The 17,145-nt window shown below is 71.5% G+C and carries 15 protein-coding genes; 3 read left to right on the plus strand and 12 right to left on the minus strand.

Annotated features, from left to right (window positions below; genetic code table 11):
* Positions 1–131 precede the first annotated feature (131 nt).
* Positions 132–1,382 carry a serine hydrolase domain-containing protein gene (locus VA596_RS12295; protein ID WP_323326354.1) on the plus strand — a complete coding sequence of 417 codons (1,251 nt, stop codon included), beginning with the start codon at positions 132–134 and terminating at the stop codon, positions 1,380–1,382.
* A gap of 302 nt (positions 1,383–1,684) precedes the next feature.
* Here the strand turns inward: VA596_RS12295 and VA596_RS12300 are convergent, their stop codons facing one another.
* The 4 genes from VA596_RS12300 to VA596_RS12315 all read right to left on the minus strand — a co-directional run bounded on the left by VA596_RS12300 (position 1,685) and on the right by VA596_RS12315 (position 7,793).
* Positions 1,685–2,707, minus strand: coding sequence for a zinc-binding metallopeptidase family protein (locus VA596_RS12300; RefSeq protein ID WP_323326356.1), 1,023 nt, complete (start codon positions 2,705–2,707; stop codon positions 1,685–1,687).
* Between the two features lie 17 nt (positions 2,708–2,724).
* Positions 2,725–3,867 carry an AI-2E family transporter gene (locus VA596_RS12305; RefSeq protein WP_323326358.1) on the minus strand — a complete coding sequence of 381 codons (1,143 nt, stop codon included), beginning with the start codon at positions 3,865–3,867 and terminating at the stop codon, positions 2,725–2,727.
* A gap of 194 nt (positions 3,868–4,061) precedes the next feature.
* Positions 4,062–4,499 (minus strand): ATP-binding protein, encoded by a 438-nt coding sequence (locus tag VA596_RS12310; protein WP_323327732.1) that lies wholly within the window; start codon positions 4,497–4,499, stop codon positions 4,062–4,064.
* 159 nt (positions 4,500–4,658) lie between these two features.
* Complete coding sequence (locus VA596_RS12315; protein WP_323326360.1) at positions 4,659–7,793, minus strand: LamG-like jellyroll fold domain-containing protein; 3,135 nt, start codon at positions 7,791–7,793, stop codon at positions 4,659–4,661.
* A 127-nt stretch (positions 7,794–7,920) separates the two neighbouring features.
* Here VA596_RS12315 and VA596_RS12320 point away from each other — a divergent pair, with 127 nt between their 5' ends.
* Both VA596_RS12320 and VA596_RS12325 read left to right on the plus strand, forming a co-directional pair.
* On the plus strand, positions 7,921–8,310 hold the full coding sequence (locus VA596_RS12320; RefSeq protein ID WP_323326362.1) for a MerR family transcriptional regulator: 390 nt from the start codon (positions 7,921–7,923) through the stop codon (positions 8,308–8,310).
* A 106-nt stretch (positions 8,311–8,416) separates the two neighbouring features.
* Positions 8,417–9,364 carry a quinone oxidoreductase family protein gene (locus VA596_RS12325; protein ID WP_323326364.1) on the plus strand — a complete coding sequence of 316 codons (948 nt, stop codon included), beginning with the start codon at positions 8,417–8,419 and terminating at the stop codon, positions 9,362–9,364.
* A gap of 12 nt (positions 9,365–9,376) precedes the next feature.
* On the opposite strand, the gene VA596_RS12330 is transcribed toward VA596_RS12325, so the two are convergent.
* The 8 genes from VA596_RS12330 to VA596_RS12365 form a co-directional block, all read right to left on the minus strand.
* Positions 9,377–9,760 carry a RidA family protein gene (locus VA596_RS12330; protein WP_323326366.1) on the minus strand — a complete coding sequence of 128 codons (384 nt, stop codon included), beginning with the start codon at positions 9,758–9,760 and terminating at the stop codon, positions 9,377–9,379.
* A 10-nt stretch (positions 9,761–9,770) separates the two neighbouring features.
* Entirely contained in the window at positions 9,771–10,385 is a 615-nt protein-coding gene (locus VA596_RS12335; RefSeq protein ID WP_323326368.1) for a prephenate dehydratase domain-containing protein, read from the minus strand.
* Between the two features lie 33 nt (positions 10,386–10,418).
* Positions 10,419–11,372 carry a branched-chain amino acid transaminase gene (locus tag VA596_RS12340; protein WP_323326370.1) on the minus strand — a complete coding sequence of 318 codons (954 nt, stop codon included), beginning with the start codon at positions 11,370–11,372 and terminating at the stop codon, positions 10,419–10,421.
* Positions 11,369–12,781, minus strand: coding sequence for a phenylacetate--CoA ligase family protein (locus VA596_RS12345; protein WP_323326371.1), 1,413 nt, complete (start codon positions 12,779–12,781; stop codon positions 11,369–11,371). The genes VA596_RS12340 and VA596_RS12345 overlap by 4 nt, the downstream gene beginning before the upstream one ends.
* A gap of 36 nt (positions 12,782–12,817) precedes the next feature.
* A complete protein-coding gene (locus tag VA596_RS12350; RefSeq protein WP_323326373.1) occupies positions 12,818–13,141 on the minus strand; it encodes a Dabb family protein in 324 nt (107 codons plus the stop codon).
* Positions 13,138–14,319: a LeuA family protein gene (locus VA596_RS12355; protein ID WP_323326375.1), complete on the minus strand. Its 1,182-nt coding sequence runs from the start codon at positions 14,317–14,319 to the stop codon at positions 13,138–13,140. Before VA596_RS12355 ends, VA596_RS12350 begins: the two co-directional genes overlap by 4 nt.
* A gap of 198 nt (positions 14,320–14,517) precedes the next feature.
* Positions 14,518–15,690 (minus strand): pyridoxal phosphate-dependent aminotransferase, encoded by a 1,173-nt coding sequence (locus VA596_RS12360; RefSeq protein WP_323326377.1) that lies wholly within the window; start codon positions 15,688–15,690, stop codon positions 14,518–14,520.
* A 53-nt stretch (positions 15,691–15,743) separates the two neighbouring features.
* On the minus strand, positions 15,744–17,102 hold the full coding sequence (locus VA596_RS12365; protein ID WP_410171885.1) for a class II 3-deoxy-7-phosphoheptulonate synthase: 1,359 nt from the start codon (positions 17,100–17,102) through the stop codon (positions 15,744–15,746).
* Positions 17,103–17,145: the final 43 nt, after the last annotated feature.

The following is a 17,145-nucleotide window of genomic DNA, read 5'->3' on the forward strand; positions in this document are numbered from 1 at the left end:
GACGGTGCTCGCGCGGTAGGGCTGGCACCACTACTGCCGGGGTCCTGCACCAGTGATCTCCGCTCGTCGGCTGGCGAAGCTGGCATCACCGGCCGGACGACCGGCCACCGACCCCGTCGAGGAGACCCACCATGACCGCGAACCCGCTGTTTCCGCGCCGCCTCAGGGCAGGACTGGCCCTGGTGACGGCCGTGGCCCTGAGCGGTGTGCTCACCGCCTGCGACGAGGCCCCCACCGGTGCCGCGGCGGCCCCGTCGGGCGCACTGACCGGACTGGCCCAGCAGGTGGTGGCCGCCGGGGCCCCGGGAGTGATCGTCCGGGTGGACGACGGCGGGGGCCACCCGGTCGAGATCGCCCGGCAGGCACCGTGGTCCACCGCCGACCACACCCTGACGGCGGCCGATCGGTTCCGGATGGGCTCCAACACCAAGACGATGGTCGCCACCGTCGTCCTCCAGCTGGTCGCCGAGAACCGGCTGCGGCTGAGCGACCCGGTGGAGAAGTGGCTGCCCGGGCTCGTCCCGGACGGCGGCGCGATCACCCTGCGGATGCTGCTCGCCCACACCAGCGGGTTGTTCAACTACCTCTTCGACCCCGACGTGCTCAAGGCGTTCACCGGCCAGGACACCCGCGCCTGGACACCCCGCGAAGTGCTCGCCGCCGGCGTCCGGCACGACCCGCTGTTCGCACCCGGCACCGGCTACTCCTACAGCAACACCAACTACGTCGCGCTCGGCCTCGTCGCCGAGAAGGCGACCGGGCAGCCCCTCGCCGGCCTGGTCCAGGAGCGGATCGCCGTCCCGTTGCACCTGACCGGCACGTACCTGGTCGAAGGGAACGACGAGGGAGCGCAGAGCAGCGCGCTGGCGCACGGCTACGAACCCGACGCCGCGCACGTCGCCGCGCTGCTCCCCGAGGGCACGCCCGCCGGGACCGCGTTCGCCGGCCCGGCGCGGCCCGCCGGGTACGTCGACACCACCTCCGTCAACACCAGCACGGAGTGGGCCGCCGGCGGCATGGTCTCCACCGCGCGGGACTGGGCCACCTTCGACGGCGCGCTGCTCTCGGGCAAGCTCCTGCCGCCCGCCCTGCTCGCGGAGATGAAGACGACCGGGCCCGAAGAGCCGGAGATCCCGGACCGCCGCTACGGGCTCGGGCTGGAGCAGGTGACCACGCCCTGCGGCACCGTCTGGGGCCACAACGGCCAGATCACCGGCTACTCCGCCGAGGCCTACACCGACGACACCGGCACGCGGACCGCTTCGGTGCTCACCTCCACGATCTTCGGCCTGAAGCCGCCGAAAGCCGGCGCGGCCAACCGGAACCTGGTGAACGCCGCGGTGTGCGCCATGCTCGGCAAGCCGATCCCCGCCGTCGCGTGATCCCGGAGCCCTCCGTTCCGGGAGGCCAGCTGTACCGGGGCAATGCGCGCGAACGCCGACGCCGACGTGCGCGCGGGATCACGCAACGGCTTCGATGAGTTCGGCCGCCTCGTGCGACGGGCAACGAAACGGGCGAGCGGCCGGTGGAGTGCGCACTCGAGCCCGGTGTGCGGCGGAAGCAGCTCCGGTCGAGGTGCGTGCCGGGACCGCGAATTCCGACGTGCCCGAGTTCCTCGGTCGCGGTGGCCGAGCCGGCTGCCGGATTTGCGTCCCGGTCGTTGTCCGTCACCGGCTCGTCCCGGTCAGGTCCGCTCCCGCGCGGTTCTGAGGCCGGCCGTCCGGTTCGCGGTGACGATCGCGCCGGCGAACCGGAGCTTCTCCTGGACCGCGGGCGCCAGCGCGAACGGGTAGAGGTCGTCCTTGCCCATGCTGCGGTTGAGCTGGTTGAGGGCGCGCGAGAGCGGGATCCAGGTCGCGATCAGCTCGTCGACGTCGTCGGTCCGGTCTTCGGGGACGGCGTCGACCCGGCTGCCCGGGTGCGGCGCGATCGGCGTGCCGGCGACGAGGACGCCGAGGGCCGCGGCGGTCTGCACGGTGTCGCGGATGTGCAGCAGGTGGGCGAAGGTCTCGGCCCAGTCCTCCCAGGGGTGCGCGGCCGCGTAGTGACTGACGTGGGTCTCCTCCCACTCGGAGCCGGGAGCGCTGCCGTAGTGGTTTTCCAGTGCCTGCTGGTAATCCGCCCGCTCGTCGCCGAACAGGCTCCGGAACGCCTCCGGGGCGTCGGCGACGAGCCGGTCCCAGTACCAGTGGCCGATCTCGTGGCGGAAGTGGCCGAGGAGGGTGCGGTACGGCTCGGCCAGCCGCGCGCGCAGGCCTTCGCGGAAGCCGTCGTCCCCTTCGGCCAGGTCGATGGTGATCACGCCGCCGGCGTGCCCGGTGGTGACCGGCTGGTCGGTGCTCGACAGCAGGTCGAACGCCAAGCCGTGCACCGGATCAGCGGTCCGCGGCGTCACGGGCAGGCCGAGGTCGTCCAGCTGGTAGACCAGCCGCCGTTTGGCGGCTTCCGCGGCGGCGAAGGCTTCGAGGGCGCCGGCGTCCTCGTCGGCGGGGCGGGTCCGGGTCAGCGCGCAGCAGCCGCACAGCGGGCCGCCGTCGGCGAGCCAGTTGCACCCGGCGAGCTCGGCGTTGGCGCAGCGGACGCCGTCGGCCGCGCGGAGCATCGACCGGGTCGCGCGGTCGTACCCGACCTCGGTACCGCACACCACGCAGGCCGAGTTCTCGAAGAACAGCAGGTTTTCGCAGTGCGGGCAGGTGAACGTGCGCAAGCTGGACGTCCTTCCGGTCAGGTGCGGTCGAGGCGGGGGTAGAGGACTTCCCGGACGAGCAGCAGCAGCGCGGCGGCGACCGGGATCGCCACCAGGGCACCGACGATACCGAGCAGCGCGCCGCCGAGGATGACGGCGACGACCGTGACGAGCGCGGGAACCTTGACCGCACCGCCGATGATCCGGGGCACCAGGACGTAGTCCTCCACGAGCCGGTAGCCGATGAAGAACCCGACGGTGCCCAGGCAGACCGGCAGCGACACGGTGAGCGCGACCAGGCTGACCAGCACGCCGCCGACGACCGACCCGACGACCGGGATGAGGTCGAGGATCGCGACGGCGATCGCCAGCAGGGCGGCGTAGGGGACGCCGAAGATCAGCAGCCAGACCAGCGTCAGCACCCCGGCGATGACCGAGATGGCCAGGTTGCCGAGCACGTAGCCGCCGACCTTGGTGAAGATCTCGTCGCCGATGAGGATCGCCCGCGGGCGCCGGGAGTGCGGGATCAGCCGGTAGCCGCCGGCACGGATCCGGGGGAGGTCCACGAGGAAGTAGACGGTCAGGACGACCAGCAGCAGCACGTTCGTCAGCGCGCTGAAGACGGCCTGGCCGGCCCCGAGCAGCCCGCTGCCGATGCCGGGTCCGCTGACCAGGCCTTCCAGCTGCTGTTGCAGGTGGAAGCGTTCGTTGAGCTGGCCGAGGGCGGTGTTGTGGTTCTGGGCGTCGCGGAGGTAGCCGGGCGCCTTGGTGACGAACTGGGTGGCCTGCTCGACCAGGACGGGGATCGCGGCGGTGAGGAAGCCGCCGATGGCGAGCAGGCCGACGACGAAGACGGTGGTGACGGCGAGCCAGCGGGGGAAGCGGTGCCGGGTCAGCCAGGCGACGGCGGGTTCGAGGCCGATGGCGAGGAAGAGCGCGAGCCCGATGAGGACCAGGACGTCCTGGAGCCCGGCGACGATCTGCACGAGCCCGTAGATCACGGCGACGCCGGCGGCACCGGCCATGCCGAGCAGGAACGGCGAGCGGCGGTTGAGCGGTTCGCCGGTGGCACCCAGCGGCCGGTCCGTGGTGCTGAGCTCGGCCGCGGCGGCTTCCGCGTCGGCGAAGGTACCCCCGTCGTGCGCGTTCTCCTCGGGCAGCCGGTTTTCGGGTTCGGGCATGGGGCGGCCTCCCTGGGGTCCTTGGGTTCGCCTGGGTACCCGGTGCGGCGACCGCTACTCGGTCATCGGCCTGAGGGTTCGCCGCGGCAGGGGCGGGCGGGCACCGGACGCGAGGGCGATTCCGTGCCGACTGTCCATTGTGTCTCGTGCCCGAGGTCCCGGATGCCGTCGCCGCGGAAGCGGAGAACCAGTGGTCAGCTACGGCCGTCGCCCGGGGCCGGGCAGGGGAACCCGGTGCCTTCGCAGCCGACGCGGGCCCAGACGAGCTTGCCGTCGTCGTGGTGGCTCACGCCCCAGGACGAGCAGATCCGGTCGACCAGCACCAGCCCGCGTCCGCCGCCGTCGTCGGGGATCCGCAGGCGGGGCACCCCGCTGCCGGTGTCGGCGACGGCCACCGTGATCTCGCACGGTGCGTGCCGCAGGCGGAGGCGGACCTGGGCCGGGCCACCGGCGTGCTGGTAGGCGTTTTCGAGCAGTTCCCCGGCGACCAGCAGCGCGTCGATGCGGTGCTCTTCGCCGAAGGCGGCGATCCGGTCCTGCACCCAGTGCCGGGCGGAGGTCGAATCGGCGGGGTCCCGGCCGGTCACGTCCAGGATCTGCCAGTCCGCCCGGTCGTCGCGAACCCATGTCACCGGCAAGTGTGACCCCTTCCGTGGATCCGAGACAGGGGAACGTGCCTGGGGAGCCGTCTTCCCGGACAGGGTACCCGTGCGAGAAGACGACGCGGGTGCCGCGCTGGACAGCGCGGCACCCGCGTCGACAGGTGTGCCGGTCCCCGGCGCACGAGGGCGTCAGGGGAGCTGGGCCACCTCCGCGTCCGTCAGCGCCTTGCCGGTCACGGCGACGTCGTCGATCGCGCCGCGCCAGAAGTCGACGTTGCCGCCGGCGTACTTGGCCCGCCCGACGGTGAACGCGCCGGTACCGGCGACCGCCGGTCCGGCCGGGGCCGTCGCGACCTTCACGCCGTCCACGTAGAGCCGGATCTCGTTGCCGGCCCGGACACCCGTGAGCTCGTACCAGCGGCCGATCTCCGGCACGACCTCGTACCGTGCCCGGTTGCCACCGGGCGTGCTGAAGGCGAACGCGCCCTGCCCGTACTGCAGGTAGAACGGGCTTTCCCGGTCCCGGCCGTCCTGGCTCACCGCGGTCGCGTAGTTGCCGGGCAGCTCGTCGAGCCGCACCTTCGCGGACACGGTGTAGTCGCCGGTCGTGTCGACGACCGGGCCGTAGGTGTCGGCGGACCCACCGGTGAACTGCAGCGAGCCGTCCTTGAAGGCCACCCCGGCCGGGGTGAGCGTCAGCGGGTTCTTGCCGCCGCTCGAGTCCTTCGCGGTCGTTCCGCCGCGCTCGTCGAGCTTCCAAGCGCCCTTGCCCGCGTAGGGGTATGGCTTCCCCGCGTTGGCTCCGGCCTCGATCACGCGCCGGTTGATCTCGCGGACCGGACCCGGGTCGACCTTGATGCGCTTGCGGTCGTAGGTCCAGAGCCCGTTGAGCTCGCCTTCCAGGTCGGTGACCTGGGTGTAGACCGATGCGGACAGCTCGGCCCGGGCCTGCCCGAGGTAGAACGTGCGGGTGTTGTCGACGTACTTCGCCGTCAGCGCCGCCTTGTCCGCCACGCCGCTGTAGATCGCGATCGGCGCACCCGGCCACTGGTGCCCCGGCGTGCGCAGCGTGAAGCCGCCGTGCTCGCCGTCCATCGCGACGCGCCTGCCGTCCGAAGCGGCCGGGTCCGTGTTGTTGTAGTCGTGGTGGTCGATGACGTCACCGGCCCCCGAGTCGCCCTTGGAGGCACAGCAGTTCACCCCGCTGTGGGCGTTGACGATCCGGCTCGGGTCGGCCGCCTTGACCTGGTCGGCGATCCGGCCGGTGGCCGCCTTGTCCCACTCGCCCCAGCCCTCGTTGAACACGATCCAGGCGTAGACGGACGGGTAGTTCTGCAGCTGGTGCATCTCCTCCAGGCCCTGGCTGAGCCACGCCTGCTGCGCCCCGGGGTTGTTGCCGTCGTCGAGGGACACGAAGTCCTGCCACACCAGCAGTCCCAGCTGGTCCGCGTGGTAGTACCAGCGGGCCGGCTCGACCTTGATGTGCTTGCGGACGGCGTTGAAACCGAGGTCCTTCTGCGCCTTGAGGTCGAAGACGAGGGCGTCGTCGCTCGGCGCGGTGTTCAGGCCGTCCGGGTAGAAGCCCTGGTCCAGCTGCATCAGGGAGAAGAACGGCTTGCCGTTGAGCGTCAGCTTCGGGACGCCGTTGACGTTGGTGATGCCCGTGGACCGCATGCCGAAGTAGCTCTTGACCTTGTCACCGCCCAGCTTGATCTCCAGCTGGTACAGGTACGGGTCGTCCGGCGTCCACAGGTGCGGGTTCGGCACCGGCAGCTTGAGGTTCGCGTTCGCCGGCCCGCTGACGGTGCCGACCTGCCGCCCGCGCGCGTCCTTGGCGACCGCCGTGACGGTGGCGGTGCCCGCGGACTTGACGTTCAGCGCCAGCGAGTTCGTGGTCAGGTCGGGCGTCGTCTTGATCTCGTCGATGCCCTTGTCCGCCACCGGTTCCAGCCACACCGTCTGCCAGATGCCCGACGACGGGGTGTAGAAGATGCCGCCGGGGTTGGGGGACTGCTTGCCCTTGGGCTGGTACGGGCCGGTCGTGTCGGTGACGGCGACGACGATCTCCTGCTCGTCACCACGCTTGAGCGCGTCGGTGATGTCGGCGCTGAACGCCGTGTAGCCACCGGTGTGCTCGGCGACGACCTTGCCGTTCACCCACACCTTGGCCTGGTAGTCGACCGCGCCGAAGTTGAGCTTGAGGCGCTGCCCGCCGCCGATCTTCCAGTCGCGCGGGACGCTGACCGTGCGGCGGTAGAACATGTGGTCCTCGTGCCGTTCGAGCCCGGAGAGCTGCGACTCGATCGGGTAGGGGACGACCACCTTCTCGGGCAGCCGCTTGCCGAACGTCGGCTGCTGGCCCTCCTGGGCGGCCGCGAACTCCCACGGGCCGTTGAGGTTGACCCACTTGTCGCGCTCGAGCTGCGGCCGCGGGTACTCCGGCAGCGGGTTGCGCGGGTCGGCCTTCTCGCCCCACGGCGTCTTGAGCCGCTCCGTCGACGCGTTCGCGACGGTGCGTCCGGTCTTGCCGACCTTCGTGCCGTTCACGGCGAGCGCGCCGGCGCCGTCGTAGTAGACGGTGACGCGCTGGCCCTTCAGCACCCGCTCGGCCAGCCGGATCGTCGCGCGGTCGCGGCTCGCCGTGAGGGACGCGATCGGCATCGGCGTCGCGTCGACCTCGATCAGCAGGTGGTCGGCCAGGTCGCCGGTACCCGAGACGCGGCCGTCGAAGCCGGCCGTGAGCGTGCGGCCGTCCGGGGACACGTCCGCCGTGCGCGGCACGACGGCGAAGTCGGCCGGCGGCGTGAACGCCGAGAGCGGCACGATCTGCTTCGCGATGGCCGGGCTCGACCAGCGCAGGAACATGTTGGCGCCGCCGGTGTCCTGGAACATCTCGAGCTTGAAGTCGTACTGCTTCCCGGCGGTCAGCGTGACCGGCGCGCTGGTCTGTTCGGTGTCCCAGTCGCCGACCCAGTGGTCGATCACCGGCACGCCGTCGAGGAAGAGCCGGAACCCGTTGTCGCCGACGGCGTAGAACGTGTAGGCGGCGGTCTGCGGCACGGCGAGCTGCCCGCTCCACCGGGCGGTCGTGTGCTCGGTGCGCCCCGCGACCAGCCCGAAGACCGAGGTCAGGTCGGGGTGGTTGACCTCCGAGTCGAGGGCCGTACCGGCCAGGTTGGCGAAGTCGTGCGCGTCCGGCGTCGACGGCGTGAAGTATTCGGCCTTCAGGCCGTGCACGGCCTCGGCGGCACCTGCGGGCGGCGTTCCCGACGCCACGCCCAGCGCCACGAGCAGGGCGAGGAGGACGGAAGCGGCTCTTCTCATCGGCGAGACCCTTCAGATTTACAACGTTGTAAAAAGCTCTGGAAGGATCGAAGCAGACAAGTCGGACCGCTCACTACCGCCGAATGTCGGTATCTTGGGGGCCGTCTGCGCGGCGTAGCCTTCCGGTATGCGGATCGGCGAGCTGTCCCAGCGCACCGGCGTGAGTTCGCGCTCACTGCGGTACTACGAGGAGCAGGGCCTGCTGACCAGCACGCGCTCCGAGGCCGGGCAGCGGCACTACTCCGACGCCGAAGTCGAGCGCGTGTCGCTCATCCGGCAGCTGTTCGAGGCGGGCCTGTCGAGCCGGGTGATCGCGTCGGTGCTGCCCTGCGTGGAGACGCCGGGCGACCTGGCGGTCGTCGAGGAGGCGTTCGTGACGATGAACCGTGAGCGCGACCGGATCGACGCGGAGATCGCGCGCCTGGTCGAGGCCCGGGGCGCGCTCGACGTGGTGATCGAGGCCAACGACCGGCACCGGAAGGTGCTGGCCGCGGAGCCGGTGGCCCGCTCGGCCTGAAGCTGTGACCCGCGCCTCAGCCGGTTGCCTTTGACACCGGTGTGAACGGTGAGGATGGCCGTAGCGCCCGGAACGACCGGGCGGTCATCCGGAAGGCGGCGGGAAAATGGGGCAGGCGTGGGGTTTCAGGCGGTTCGGCGGGCCCGAGGTGCAGGAGTTCTTCGACCGTCCCGATCCCGCCCCCGGGTCCGGTGAGGTGCTGATCCGGGTCGGCGTGGCCGGGGTCAACCCGCTCGACCACCTCCTGCGCGCGGGCCTGGTCCCCGGGCTCGACGGCAGGCGCCCGTTCCCGCGCGTGCTGGGCATGGAAGCGGCCGGGACCGTGCTCGCGCTGGGGGAGGACGTGGACGGGCTCCAAGTGGGGGACGCGGTCTTCGGCTTCGCGCTCACCGGCGGTGGCACGTACGCCGAGACGACCGTGCTGTCCGCGGTGAACACCGCGCGCGTCCCGGCGGGGCTGCCGGTGACCGTGGCGGCGACGCTGCCGGTGGCCGGGACGACGGCGGTGGACGCGCTGGACCAGCTCGGCCTCCCGGCCGGCGCCACGATCCTGGTCAACGGCGTGGGCGGCGGGGTCGGCCTCGCGGTCGCCCGGCTCGCCGTCGCCCGTGGCCTGCGCGTGCTCGGCACCGGCAGTGCCGCCAAGCGCGAGCAGGCCGAAGCGATCGGGGTGCGGTTCGCCGACTACACCGCCGACTACACCGCCGACTACACCGCCGAGGACGTCGCCGCCGTCGTCCGCGAGGAGGCTCCGGACGGGGTCGACGGCATCGTCGACCTGGTCGGCGGGACCTCGCTGCGGACGGTCGCGCCGCTGGCCCGGGAACCGCGCGACGTCATCGCCGTGGGCGACCCGTCGGTGGCCGAGCTGGGCGGGCGTTCCGTCGAGCGCCGCCTCGACCGCGAGAACCTGGCGCGCGCCGCGCAGCTGGCGCTCGACGGCGTCCTCGCGCCGGTGGTCGGCGCGGTCCACCCGCTGTCCGACGCCCCGGCCGCGCTGGCCGCCGTCGAGAACGGCCACGCCGCGGGCAAGGTCGTCATCAAGGTGACCTGAAGGCGACCCCGTTCACGAGCCGGGCACCGCGAGCACGTCGGCCTCGATCAGCAGGCCTCCCGGCAGGTCCACCCACACGGTGGTCCGGGCGGGCCGGACCTCGCCGAACACCTCGTCGAACACCTCGTTCATCACGGGGAAGTCCTGCTCACGGGCGAGGTAGATCCGCACGACGAGGACGTCGGGGACGCCGGCGCCCGCGGTTTCCAGCAGCTGGACGAGATAACCGAAGACCGTCCTGGCCTGCTCGCGAAAACCGGGTACGGGTCCTTCCAACCGGCCGGGCAGGAAAGGGACCTGGCCCGAGATCGCGAGCAGCGGCCCGCGGCGCACGACGGGCGAATAACCGGCGGCCGGCGGCGGCGCATCGGGGAGCGAAAACGTCTGGCTGAGCATGACCTTCTCCTCAGGCCGCCGGGTGGACGGCGAGATCGGCGGTGCGGAAGACCGACCAGAGCATGCTGATCGGCCGGGTGGGCGAGACGAACGTCAGCCCGTACTGTTCCGCGGCCGGCTGGGTGGTGAGCGCGGCGTCGACCTCGCCGGACTGGGCCGCCAGAGCCGCGGCGCTCGTCGAGCGGGCCAGCACGACCTCGGTGACGGTGAGGTGGCCCGGCACCAGCTGCTTGATCAAGGGCACCGGTGCCGGGTGGCTGGCGATCCGGACCGGGCCGTCGAGGGTGCGGCCGGGAACGGTGGCGATGCCGTACAGCGGCGTCTCGAAGTGGTAGGCACCCGCGAGCACCAGCCGGGTGTCCATGTAGAACTCCGAGACGGCGTGATAGGCGTTCGCCACCAGCAGGAGATCGGCGAAACCGTGCAGGACCGCCTCCGAAGCCTCCTCGTAGCTGGGCAACAGCGAGAGGTCGGGCTCGTCCAGGTCCGGGTTGAGGCGGCCGATCAGGAACTTGGCCGCCTGTTCACTGCTCGTCCCCGCGGGCCCGAGGGTCGCCACCCGCCAGGTCTTGTCGTCCGTGGGCAGGGAGATGTCGAGGAACGAGGTACTCGTGGTCTGCGTCACGTCTTCCCCTTTGTCAGTCGGAGAAACCGCCGGTCACGCGGAGCGGACCGGTGTGAGCCAGGAGGCGTAGGCGGGCCGCCGGCCGCGGACCACCTCGGTGTAGAGCCGCCGCACTTCGGTGGTGAGATCGCCGGGCCGCCCGGTGCCGACCGGGCGGTGGTCGACGGCGGTCACCGGGCAGATCTCGACACCGGTGCCGCTGACGAAGACCTCGCCGGCCTCGGCCAGCTCGGCCACCGTGACCGGTCGCTCTTCGACGACAACGCCGGTTTCGCGCTCCAGCAGCTCGATGACCGACGCCCGGGTGATGCCGGGCAGCAGGTCGCCGGTGGCCGGGGGCGTCGCGACCCGGCCGTCCCGGCCGACGACGAAGACGTTGGAGGTGCTGGCCTCGGTGAGGTGACCGTCGCCGTCGAGCATCAGCGCGTCGTCGCACCCGTCGGCCTGCGCCTCCTCGACCGCGAGGGCGTTGTTGGCGTACGCGCCGGTGATCTTCGCGCCGGAGGGGATGCTCGCCGACGGCACCCGCCGGTAGGAGCTGATCTTGCAGTGCAGGCCGGTCTGCGGAACGTACGAGCCCATCGCGACGGTCGTCACCGAGAACTGCGACGACACCCCGCTGAGCCGGACGCCGAACGGCGTGCCGGGCGCGAGCGCGTACTTGTAGGCCACGGGCCGGATGTAGGTGTCGCCGACGCACCCGTTGCGGTCCAGCAGGTCCAGCACGATGCCGGTCAGCTCGCCGGCGTCGTGCGGCAGCTCGATGCGCAGCGTGCGCGCCGAGCGCAGCAGGCGCTCGACGTGCTCCCGCAGCCGGAAGACCGCGAGCGGTCCTCCCTCCGGGTCCGCGTAGGCCCGGATTCCTTCGAAGACCCCGGTGCCGTAGTGCAGCGCCTGCGTGGTGAGGGGCAGCCGGACCGCCGAGTTCTCGACGAACTGGCCCTGGTAGAAGGCGAGGCGGGTGGCGACGGGGGTGCCGGTGCTCATCGGGAGTCCCGGCCGGCGGCGATCGCCAGTGCGGCTTCCCGCTCGGCGGAGTCGGTGACGCGCCGGTCGTGGATGCGGGCGGCCTTCCAGCTCACCATGGCCCCGGTGCTGGTGATGGTCCCGACCGCGGCGACGGCGACCGTGCAGCCGACGCCGAAGGCCTCGCCGACCGCGCGGCCGACCCGCTCGCGGTCGATGCGCAGGCCGGCGATCTCGTCGACGGTCTCGACGGTGATCGTGACCGTGTCGCGGCCGTCGACCTCGTCGAGGGAGATGAAGTAGTCCAGCACCCCGCTGAGGTGGCTGAAGATCGTCTGCTCCAGGTCGTACGCGGTGACGAGCTCACCGCCCAGCAGCAGCGCATCGCGGACCCGGCCGATCGGGCGCATCACCTCGGTGACCGACCCCGGCTGCGCGCTCAGCCGCACCATGTCGCCGGTGCGGTAGCGCACCAGCGGCTTCGCCCCCTGGTAGAGGTGGGTGATGACCAGCTCGCCCTCGCGTACGCCGTCCACCGGCTCGACCGGCTGCGCCGTCGCCGGATCGATCACCTCGTAGTAGTTGCTGACGGGGACCGTCCGCAGCTGCCCGTCCGCGTGACAGGCGGCCATGATCGACGCCTCCTGCGAGGCGTACATGCAGTTGTAGACGCGCGCGTTCCACTGCCCGCCGAGGTTCTCCAGCATGGCGGGCGAGGTGAGCTCCCCGACGCAGAGGATCAGCCGTACGCCCAGCCGCGACGCGATGTCGATCCCGGCCGCACCGGCGGCCTTCGCGAGCGAGATGGCCATGCCGGGCGTGCAGATCAGGGCCGTCACGCCGAGCTTTTCCAGCAGCGCCAGGGCACGGGGGAAGCCGACCAGCGGCGAGTGCGGCCACATCTTCACGACGGTGTGGCCGAGGTTGTGCATGACGTCGCCGAAGGTGTCGCCGGTCGAGTGCAGCTCGGTGGGGCCCATCACCGCGACCACGTGCTTGTCGCCGTGCTGCTCGAAGATCTCCCGGTACGCCAGGGTCAGCGCGGTGTTGTTGACGATCGAGTCGTGGTCGCTGCGGGGACACGGCGTGGCCCGGCCGGTCGTCCCGGTCGTCTCGTAGAAGATCCACGCTCGGTCGATCGGCAGCGAGACGACGTCGAACATCCCGGACCGCAGGTCGTCCTTGGTCGTGAAGGGCAGCCGGGCCAGCTGTTCCGGCGTGATCGGACCGCTCGCCGGCACGTCGGCCGCCGCGAACAGCTTGGCGTAGAAGGGGGAGTGTTCCCGGACGTAGCGCGCGGTGTCGGCCACCCGCTGCAGCTGCAGGTCCCGCAGTTCGCCGGGTTCCCAGTCACCGGACTGGAGCCGCTGCTGCTCGGCGAGCGTGGCGCGGGCGAAGGCGTCGAGGTCCGGACGGAAGATCGTGTACACCGGTGTCCTTTCGATCGATCGGGAGCGGAGACGCGGTCAGACCGGCTCGACGACCAGCGCGTCCTGCGAGTGGTCGAGGTCGACCGCGACCCACGTGCTCAGCTCGGACCACGCCCGGACGCCCCGCTGGTGGTCGGGGTGGACCATGTACCGCTCGAGCGCCTCCCGGTCGTGGAAGCCGCCGACCAGCGCGAAGTCGTAGGCGACGGTGCGGGCGGTCGTGTTGCGCCCGACCGACCACGACCGGATCTCGGTGATGTGCTCGGGGTGCTCGCGGGTGATCGCTTCCGCCTGCACCGCGCGGGGGTCGTCCCAGCCGACGCCCGGCTTGAACCGGAAGCAGACGATGTGGCTGATCACTGGGCGGCGCTGCCGCTGAGGGCGGGCGCGAGCTCGGCGGCGAGCCGCGTCTTGATGACAGAAAGGTCGTCGCAGTCCCCTTCGACGCGCTCGGAGATGTGCACCCGGTACAGCTCGTTGAGCCGCTCGTCGGTGACGTCGATGCCGAGGTCCTTGAGGACGTGGCGCAGGACCGCGCGACCCGAGTGCCGGCTGATCAGCAGGCTGCGGCTGCGGCCGAACCGCGCGGGGTCGACGTACTCGTAGGTCGCCGGGTTGCGGAGCATGCCGGCCTGGTGGATGCCCGCGGCCGTGCCGAACGCGTACTTGCCGAAGATCGCCTTGTTGCGCGGTTCCTCCAGCCGGATGATCTCCCGCAGCCGGTTGTAGACGGCGTAGATGCCGGCCAGGTCGACCTCGGCGAACAGGCCGAGCTGCTCACCCTTGAAGGACAGCAGCGCGACGATCTCCTCGAAGGCGGTGTTGCCGGCGCGCTCGCCGATCCCGCCGACGGTGACCTGGACGTCGTCGGCGCCGGCCTGCAGGCCGGCGACGGCGTTGGCGGTCGCCAGCCCGAAGTCGTTGTGGCAGTGCACACCGATCCGCACCGGGGCCGGGGCCCACTCCCGGATCCTGCCGATCAGCTCGCCGAACTCCTGCGGTGTCGCGCATCCCGAGGTGTCGGCCACCGGCACGTACCGGGCGCCGGCCTCCACGGCCCGCTCGGTCAGCTCCTGCAGGTAGTCGTAGACGCCGCGGGTGGCGTCCTCGATGCCCACGGACACGACCTCCACCCCGAGCGAGGTGGCGAACTTCGCGGCGTCGACGGCGTCTTCGATCGCCTGCTGCCGGGTGATGCCGAGCTTGTGCTCGAGGTGGATGTCGCTGCCCGTGCCCATGATCTGCAGGACGTGGTTCCGGCTGCCCGCGGCCTCCACCGCCGTCTCGATGTCGTCGCGCCGGGCGCGCGACAAAGTCGCTACCCGGGCCCGGGAAAGCGCGCCGGCGACCGCCCGGGTCGCCTCGAAGTCGCTTTGCGAGGACGCGGGGAAACCGGCCTCGATGACGTCGATGTTCAGGGCCTCCAGCTGCAGCGCCAGCTCGAGCTTGTGCTCGGCCGACATGGCGTTCGCGGGGGCCTGCTCGCCGTCGCGCAACGTCGTGTCGAAGATGGCGATGCGTCGTGGGGTCTGCGCCATGGGTGTCGTACTTCCTCTCGGGTCGGTTGTTCCACGAGGTGCCGTTCGCCGCCGCGGTCGCGGTCTTTCCCTTTCCCTGCAGTCAAACAGCGCACGTCCGGTGACGGCATCGGCTAAGGGCTGAGGGGCGGGTCAACCTAGGAGGAGGACACCCGCCCGCGCGGCCGACGACCCGGCCTGCGCGCTCTGCCGGCCGCGTCAGCGACTCCGTAACGCCTTGTCCATACGCTCCAACGCATCCGTCAGCTCCTGTTCGGACGCGGCGAACGACAACCGGACGTGCGTCCGTCCGCCGGCCCCGAACGCGGGGCCGGGCGTCATCACGACCCCGGCGTCGTCCAGCATCCACTCGGCGAACTCGCTGCCGTCCGGTACGCCGGTGCCGCTGATGTCCGGGAACGCGTAAAAGGATCCTTCGGGTGCCGCGCACGTCACGCCGGGAAGGAAGTTGAGGCCCTCGACCAGAAGCGCGCGCCGGGCCGTGTACGCGGAGACCATTTCTTCGACGGCCGGCTGGGAGTCCTCGAGCGCCGTCGTGCCCGCGATCTGCGTGAAGGTGGCCGCGCAGCTCACGCTGTGCTCCTGCACCTTCCGCGCGGCCGCGACGAGGTCCGCGGGCCCGGCGAGGTAGCCGAGCCGCCAGCCGGTCATGGCGTAGCCCTTCGAGAAACCGTTGACGGTCAAGGTGTTTTCGCGGAGGTACGCCGCTGGGCTCAGGTGCGGATGGCCGTCGTAGCGGATGTGCTCGTAGATTTCGTCGGAGATGACGACGAGATCGTGCCGGCGGGCGACGGTGAGCACGGCTTCGAGCTCGGCGGCGTCGAGCATCCGGCCCGTCGGGTTGTTGGGGCTGTTGACGAGCAGGATGCGGGTGCCGGGCGTGACGGCCGCCTCGATGACCGCTTCCGTGATCCGGAAGCCGGTCGCCGGATCGAGGAGGGCGGGAACGGGGGTGGCGCCGGCCAGCGACACCATCGCCGCGTAGCTGACCCAGCCGGGCGAAGGGATGACCACCTCGTCGCCGGGGTCGAGCAAGGACGTGAACGCGGCGTAGAGGGCGTGCTTGGCCGACGGGGTGACCAGGACGCCGTCGGCCGCGCTGACGACGACGTCGTTGTCCGCCAAGAGCTTCGCCGCGATCGCCTCGCGCAGCTCGGGCAGGCCTCGGCTGGGGGAGTAGTGCGTCCGGCCCGACCGCAGCGCGGCGACGGCCGCCTCGGTGATCTCCTGTGGCGTGACGAAGTCCGGTTCGCCTCGCGAGAGATCGACGAGTGACCGGCCCTGGGCGCGCAGCTGCTGCACCCGGTCGAGCAGGGCCACGGTCGCCGACCGCTCGACCGACGCGAGCCGGCGCGCCGCACGCTTCGCCATTTCTTCTCCCCTGTCCGGCGACGTCCCGTGAAGCCGGTCCGCCGCGATTTCTCTTATCCGCGAAGCATTTCCGCGACCAGGAACGCCAGCTCCAGCGACTGCTCGGCGTTGAGGCGCGGATCGCACGCGGTCTCGTAGCGGCTCGCCAGATCCTCGTCGGACATCTCCTGGGCCCCGCCCAGGCATTCGGTGACGTCGTCACCGGTCAGTTCGACGTGGATCCCGCCCGGGTGGGTGCCCAGGCCGCGGTGCACTTCGAAGAACCCCTGCACCTCGTCGACGATCCGGTCGAAGTGCCGGGTCTTGTGGCCGCTCGGCGACTTGTGGGTGTTGCCGTGCATCGGATCGCACTGCCAGATGACCCGGTGCCCGGTGGCCTCGACCTTCGCCACGATCGCGGGCAGGACGTCGCGGACCTTTCCGTTGCCCATCCGGCAGACCAGGGTGAGCCGGCCCGGCTCGTTGCGCGGGTCCAGGCGCTCGACGTACTCCACCGCCGCCTGCGGGGTGGTCGCCGGCCCGAGCTTGACGCCGATGGGGTTCGACAGCTGCTCGGCGAAGGCGATGTGCGCGCCGCCGGGCTGGCGGGTGCGCTCGCCGATCCAGAGGAAGTGCCCGGAGGTCCCGTAGGCGCGGCCGCTCTCGTTCGCCCGTACCAGCGCGGCTTCGTAGTCCAGCAGCAGTGCTTCGTGGCCGGCGAAGAACTCCGGTGGGCGCAGGGAGCCGGGATTCACCCCGCAGGCGGACATGAAGGCCAGCCCACTGTCCATTTCGGTGGCCAGGGCGTCGTAGCGCTCGCCCACCTTGGAGGAAGCGAGGAACTCCTTGTTCCACGCGTGCGCGCCGCTCAGGCTGGTGGTGCCGACGACGGCCCGCACCATGTTCATCGTGGCGCAGGCGTTGGCGTAGGCGTGCCCCATCCGCCGAGGGTCCGGGGCGCGCGCGTCGGCGCTGGGCGTGAGCGCGTTGACCGCGTCGCCTCGGTAGGAGGGAAGGCCCCGCGCGTCGGTTTCGGAGGAACGCGGTTTGGCGTACTGGCCGGCGATCCGGCCGATGTGCACCACCGGGGTGCCTGCGCCGTAGGCCAGCACGACGCCCATCTGCAGGAGGGTGTGCACGTTGCCGCGGATGTGCGTTTCCGTGTTGCCCTCGAAGGTCTCCGCGCAGTCACCGCCCTGCAGCAGGAACGCCGAACCGGCGGCGACGTCGGCCAGGCGCGCCGAGAGGGCGTCGATCTCGCGCGGGATGACGACGGGCGGTGCTTCGGCGAGGGTCGCCGTCGCCGCTCGCAGCACGTCACGGTCGGGCCACTGGGGTTGCTGCTCCGCGGGCAGCTCCAGTGCGGCCGTGAGCGACGCGCGGATTCCGGGGTCGAGCCGGTCGAGGCCGAGATGGGGTCCGGGGGTGGCCAAGCTGGTCCAGGCGGGGGAAATCGGCAGCGGTGGGACGGTGGTG

This window comes from Amycolatopsis heterodermiae (genome assembly GCF_034929455.1).
GTDB lineage: Bacteria > Actinomycetota > Actinomycetes > Mycobacteriales > Pseudonocardiaceae > Amycolatopsis > Amycolatopsis heterodermiae.

Bases quoted from the DNA above. Each gene is read 5' to 3' on its own strand.
- VA596_RS12320 (WP_323326362.1), top strand. From the start codon at position 7,921: ATGCGGATCGGCGAGCTGTCCCAGCGCACCGGCGTGAGTTCGCGCTCA.
- VA596_RS12295 (WP_323326354.1), top strand. From the start codon at position 132: ATGACCGCGAACCCGCTGTTTCCGCGCCGCCTCAGGGCAGGACTGGCC.
- VA596_RS12315 (WP_323326360.1), bottom strand. From the start codon at position 7,793: ATGAGAAGAGCCGCTTCCGTCCTCCTCGCCCTGCTCGTGGCGCTGGGC.
- VA596_RS12360 (WP_323326377.1), bottom strand. From the start codon at position 15,690: ATGGCGAAGCGTGCGGCGCGCCGGCTCGCGTCGGTCGAGCGGTCGGCG.
- VA596_RS12305 (WP_323326358.1), bottom strand. From the start codon at position 3,867: ATGCCCGAACCCGAAAACCGGCTGCCCGAGGAGAACGCGCACGACGGG.
- VA596_RS12340 (WP_323326370.1), bottom strand. From the start codon at position 11,372: ATGAGCACCGGCACCCCCGTCGCCACCCGCCTCGCCTTCTACCAGGGC.
- VA596_RS12355 (WP_323326375.1), bottom strand. From the start codon at position 14,319: ATGGCGCAGACCCCACGACGCATCGCCATCTTCGACACGACGTTGCGC.
- VA596_RS12325 (WP_323326364.1), top strand. From the start codon at position 8,417: ATGGGGCAGGCGTGGGGTTTCAGGCGGTTCGGCGGGCCCGAGGTGCAG.
- VA596_RS12330 (WP_323326366.1), bottom strand. From the start codon at position 9,760: ATGCTCAGCCAGACGTTTTCGCTCCCCGATGCGCCGCCGCCGGCCGCC.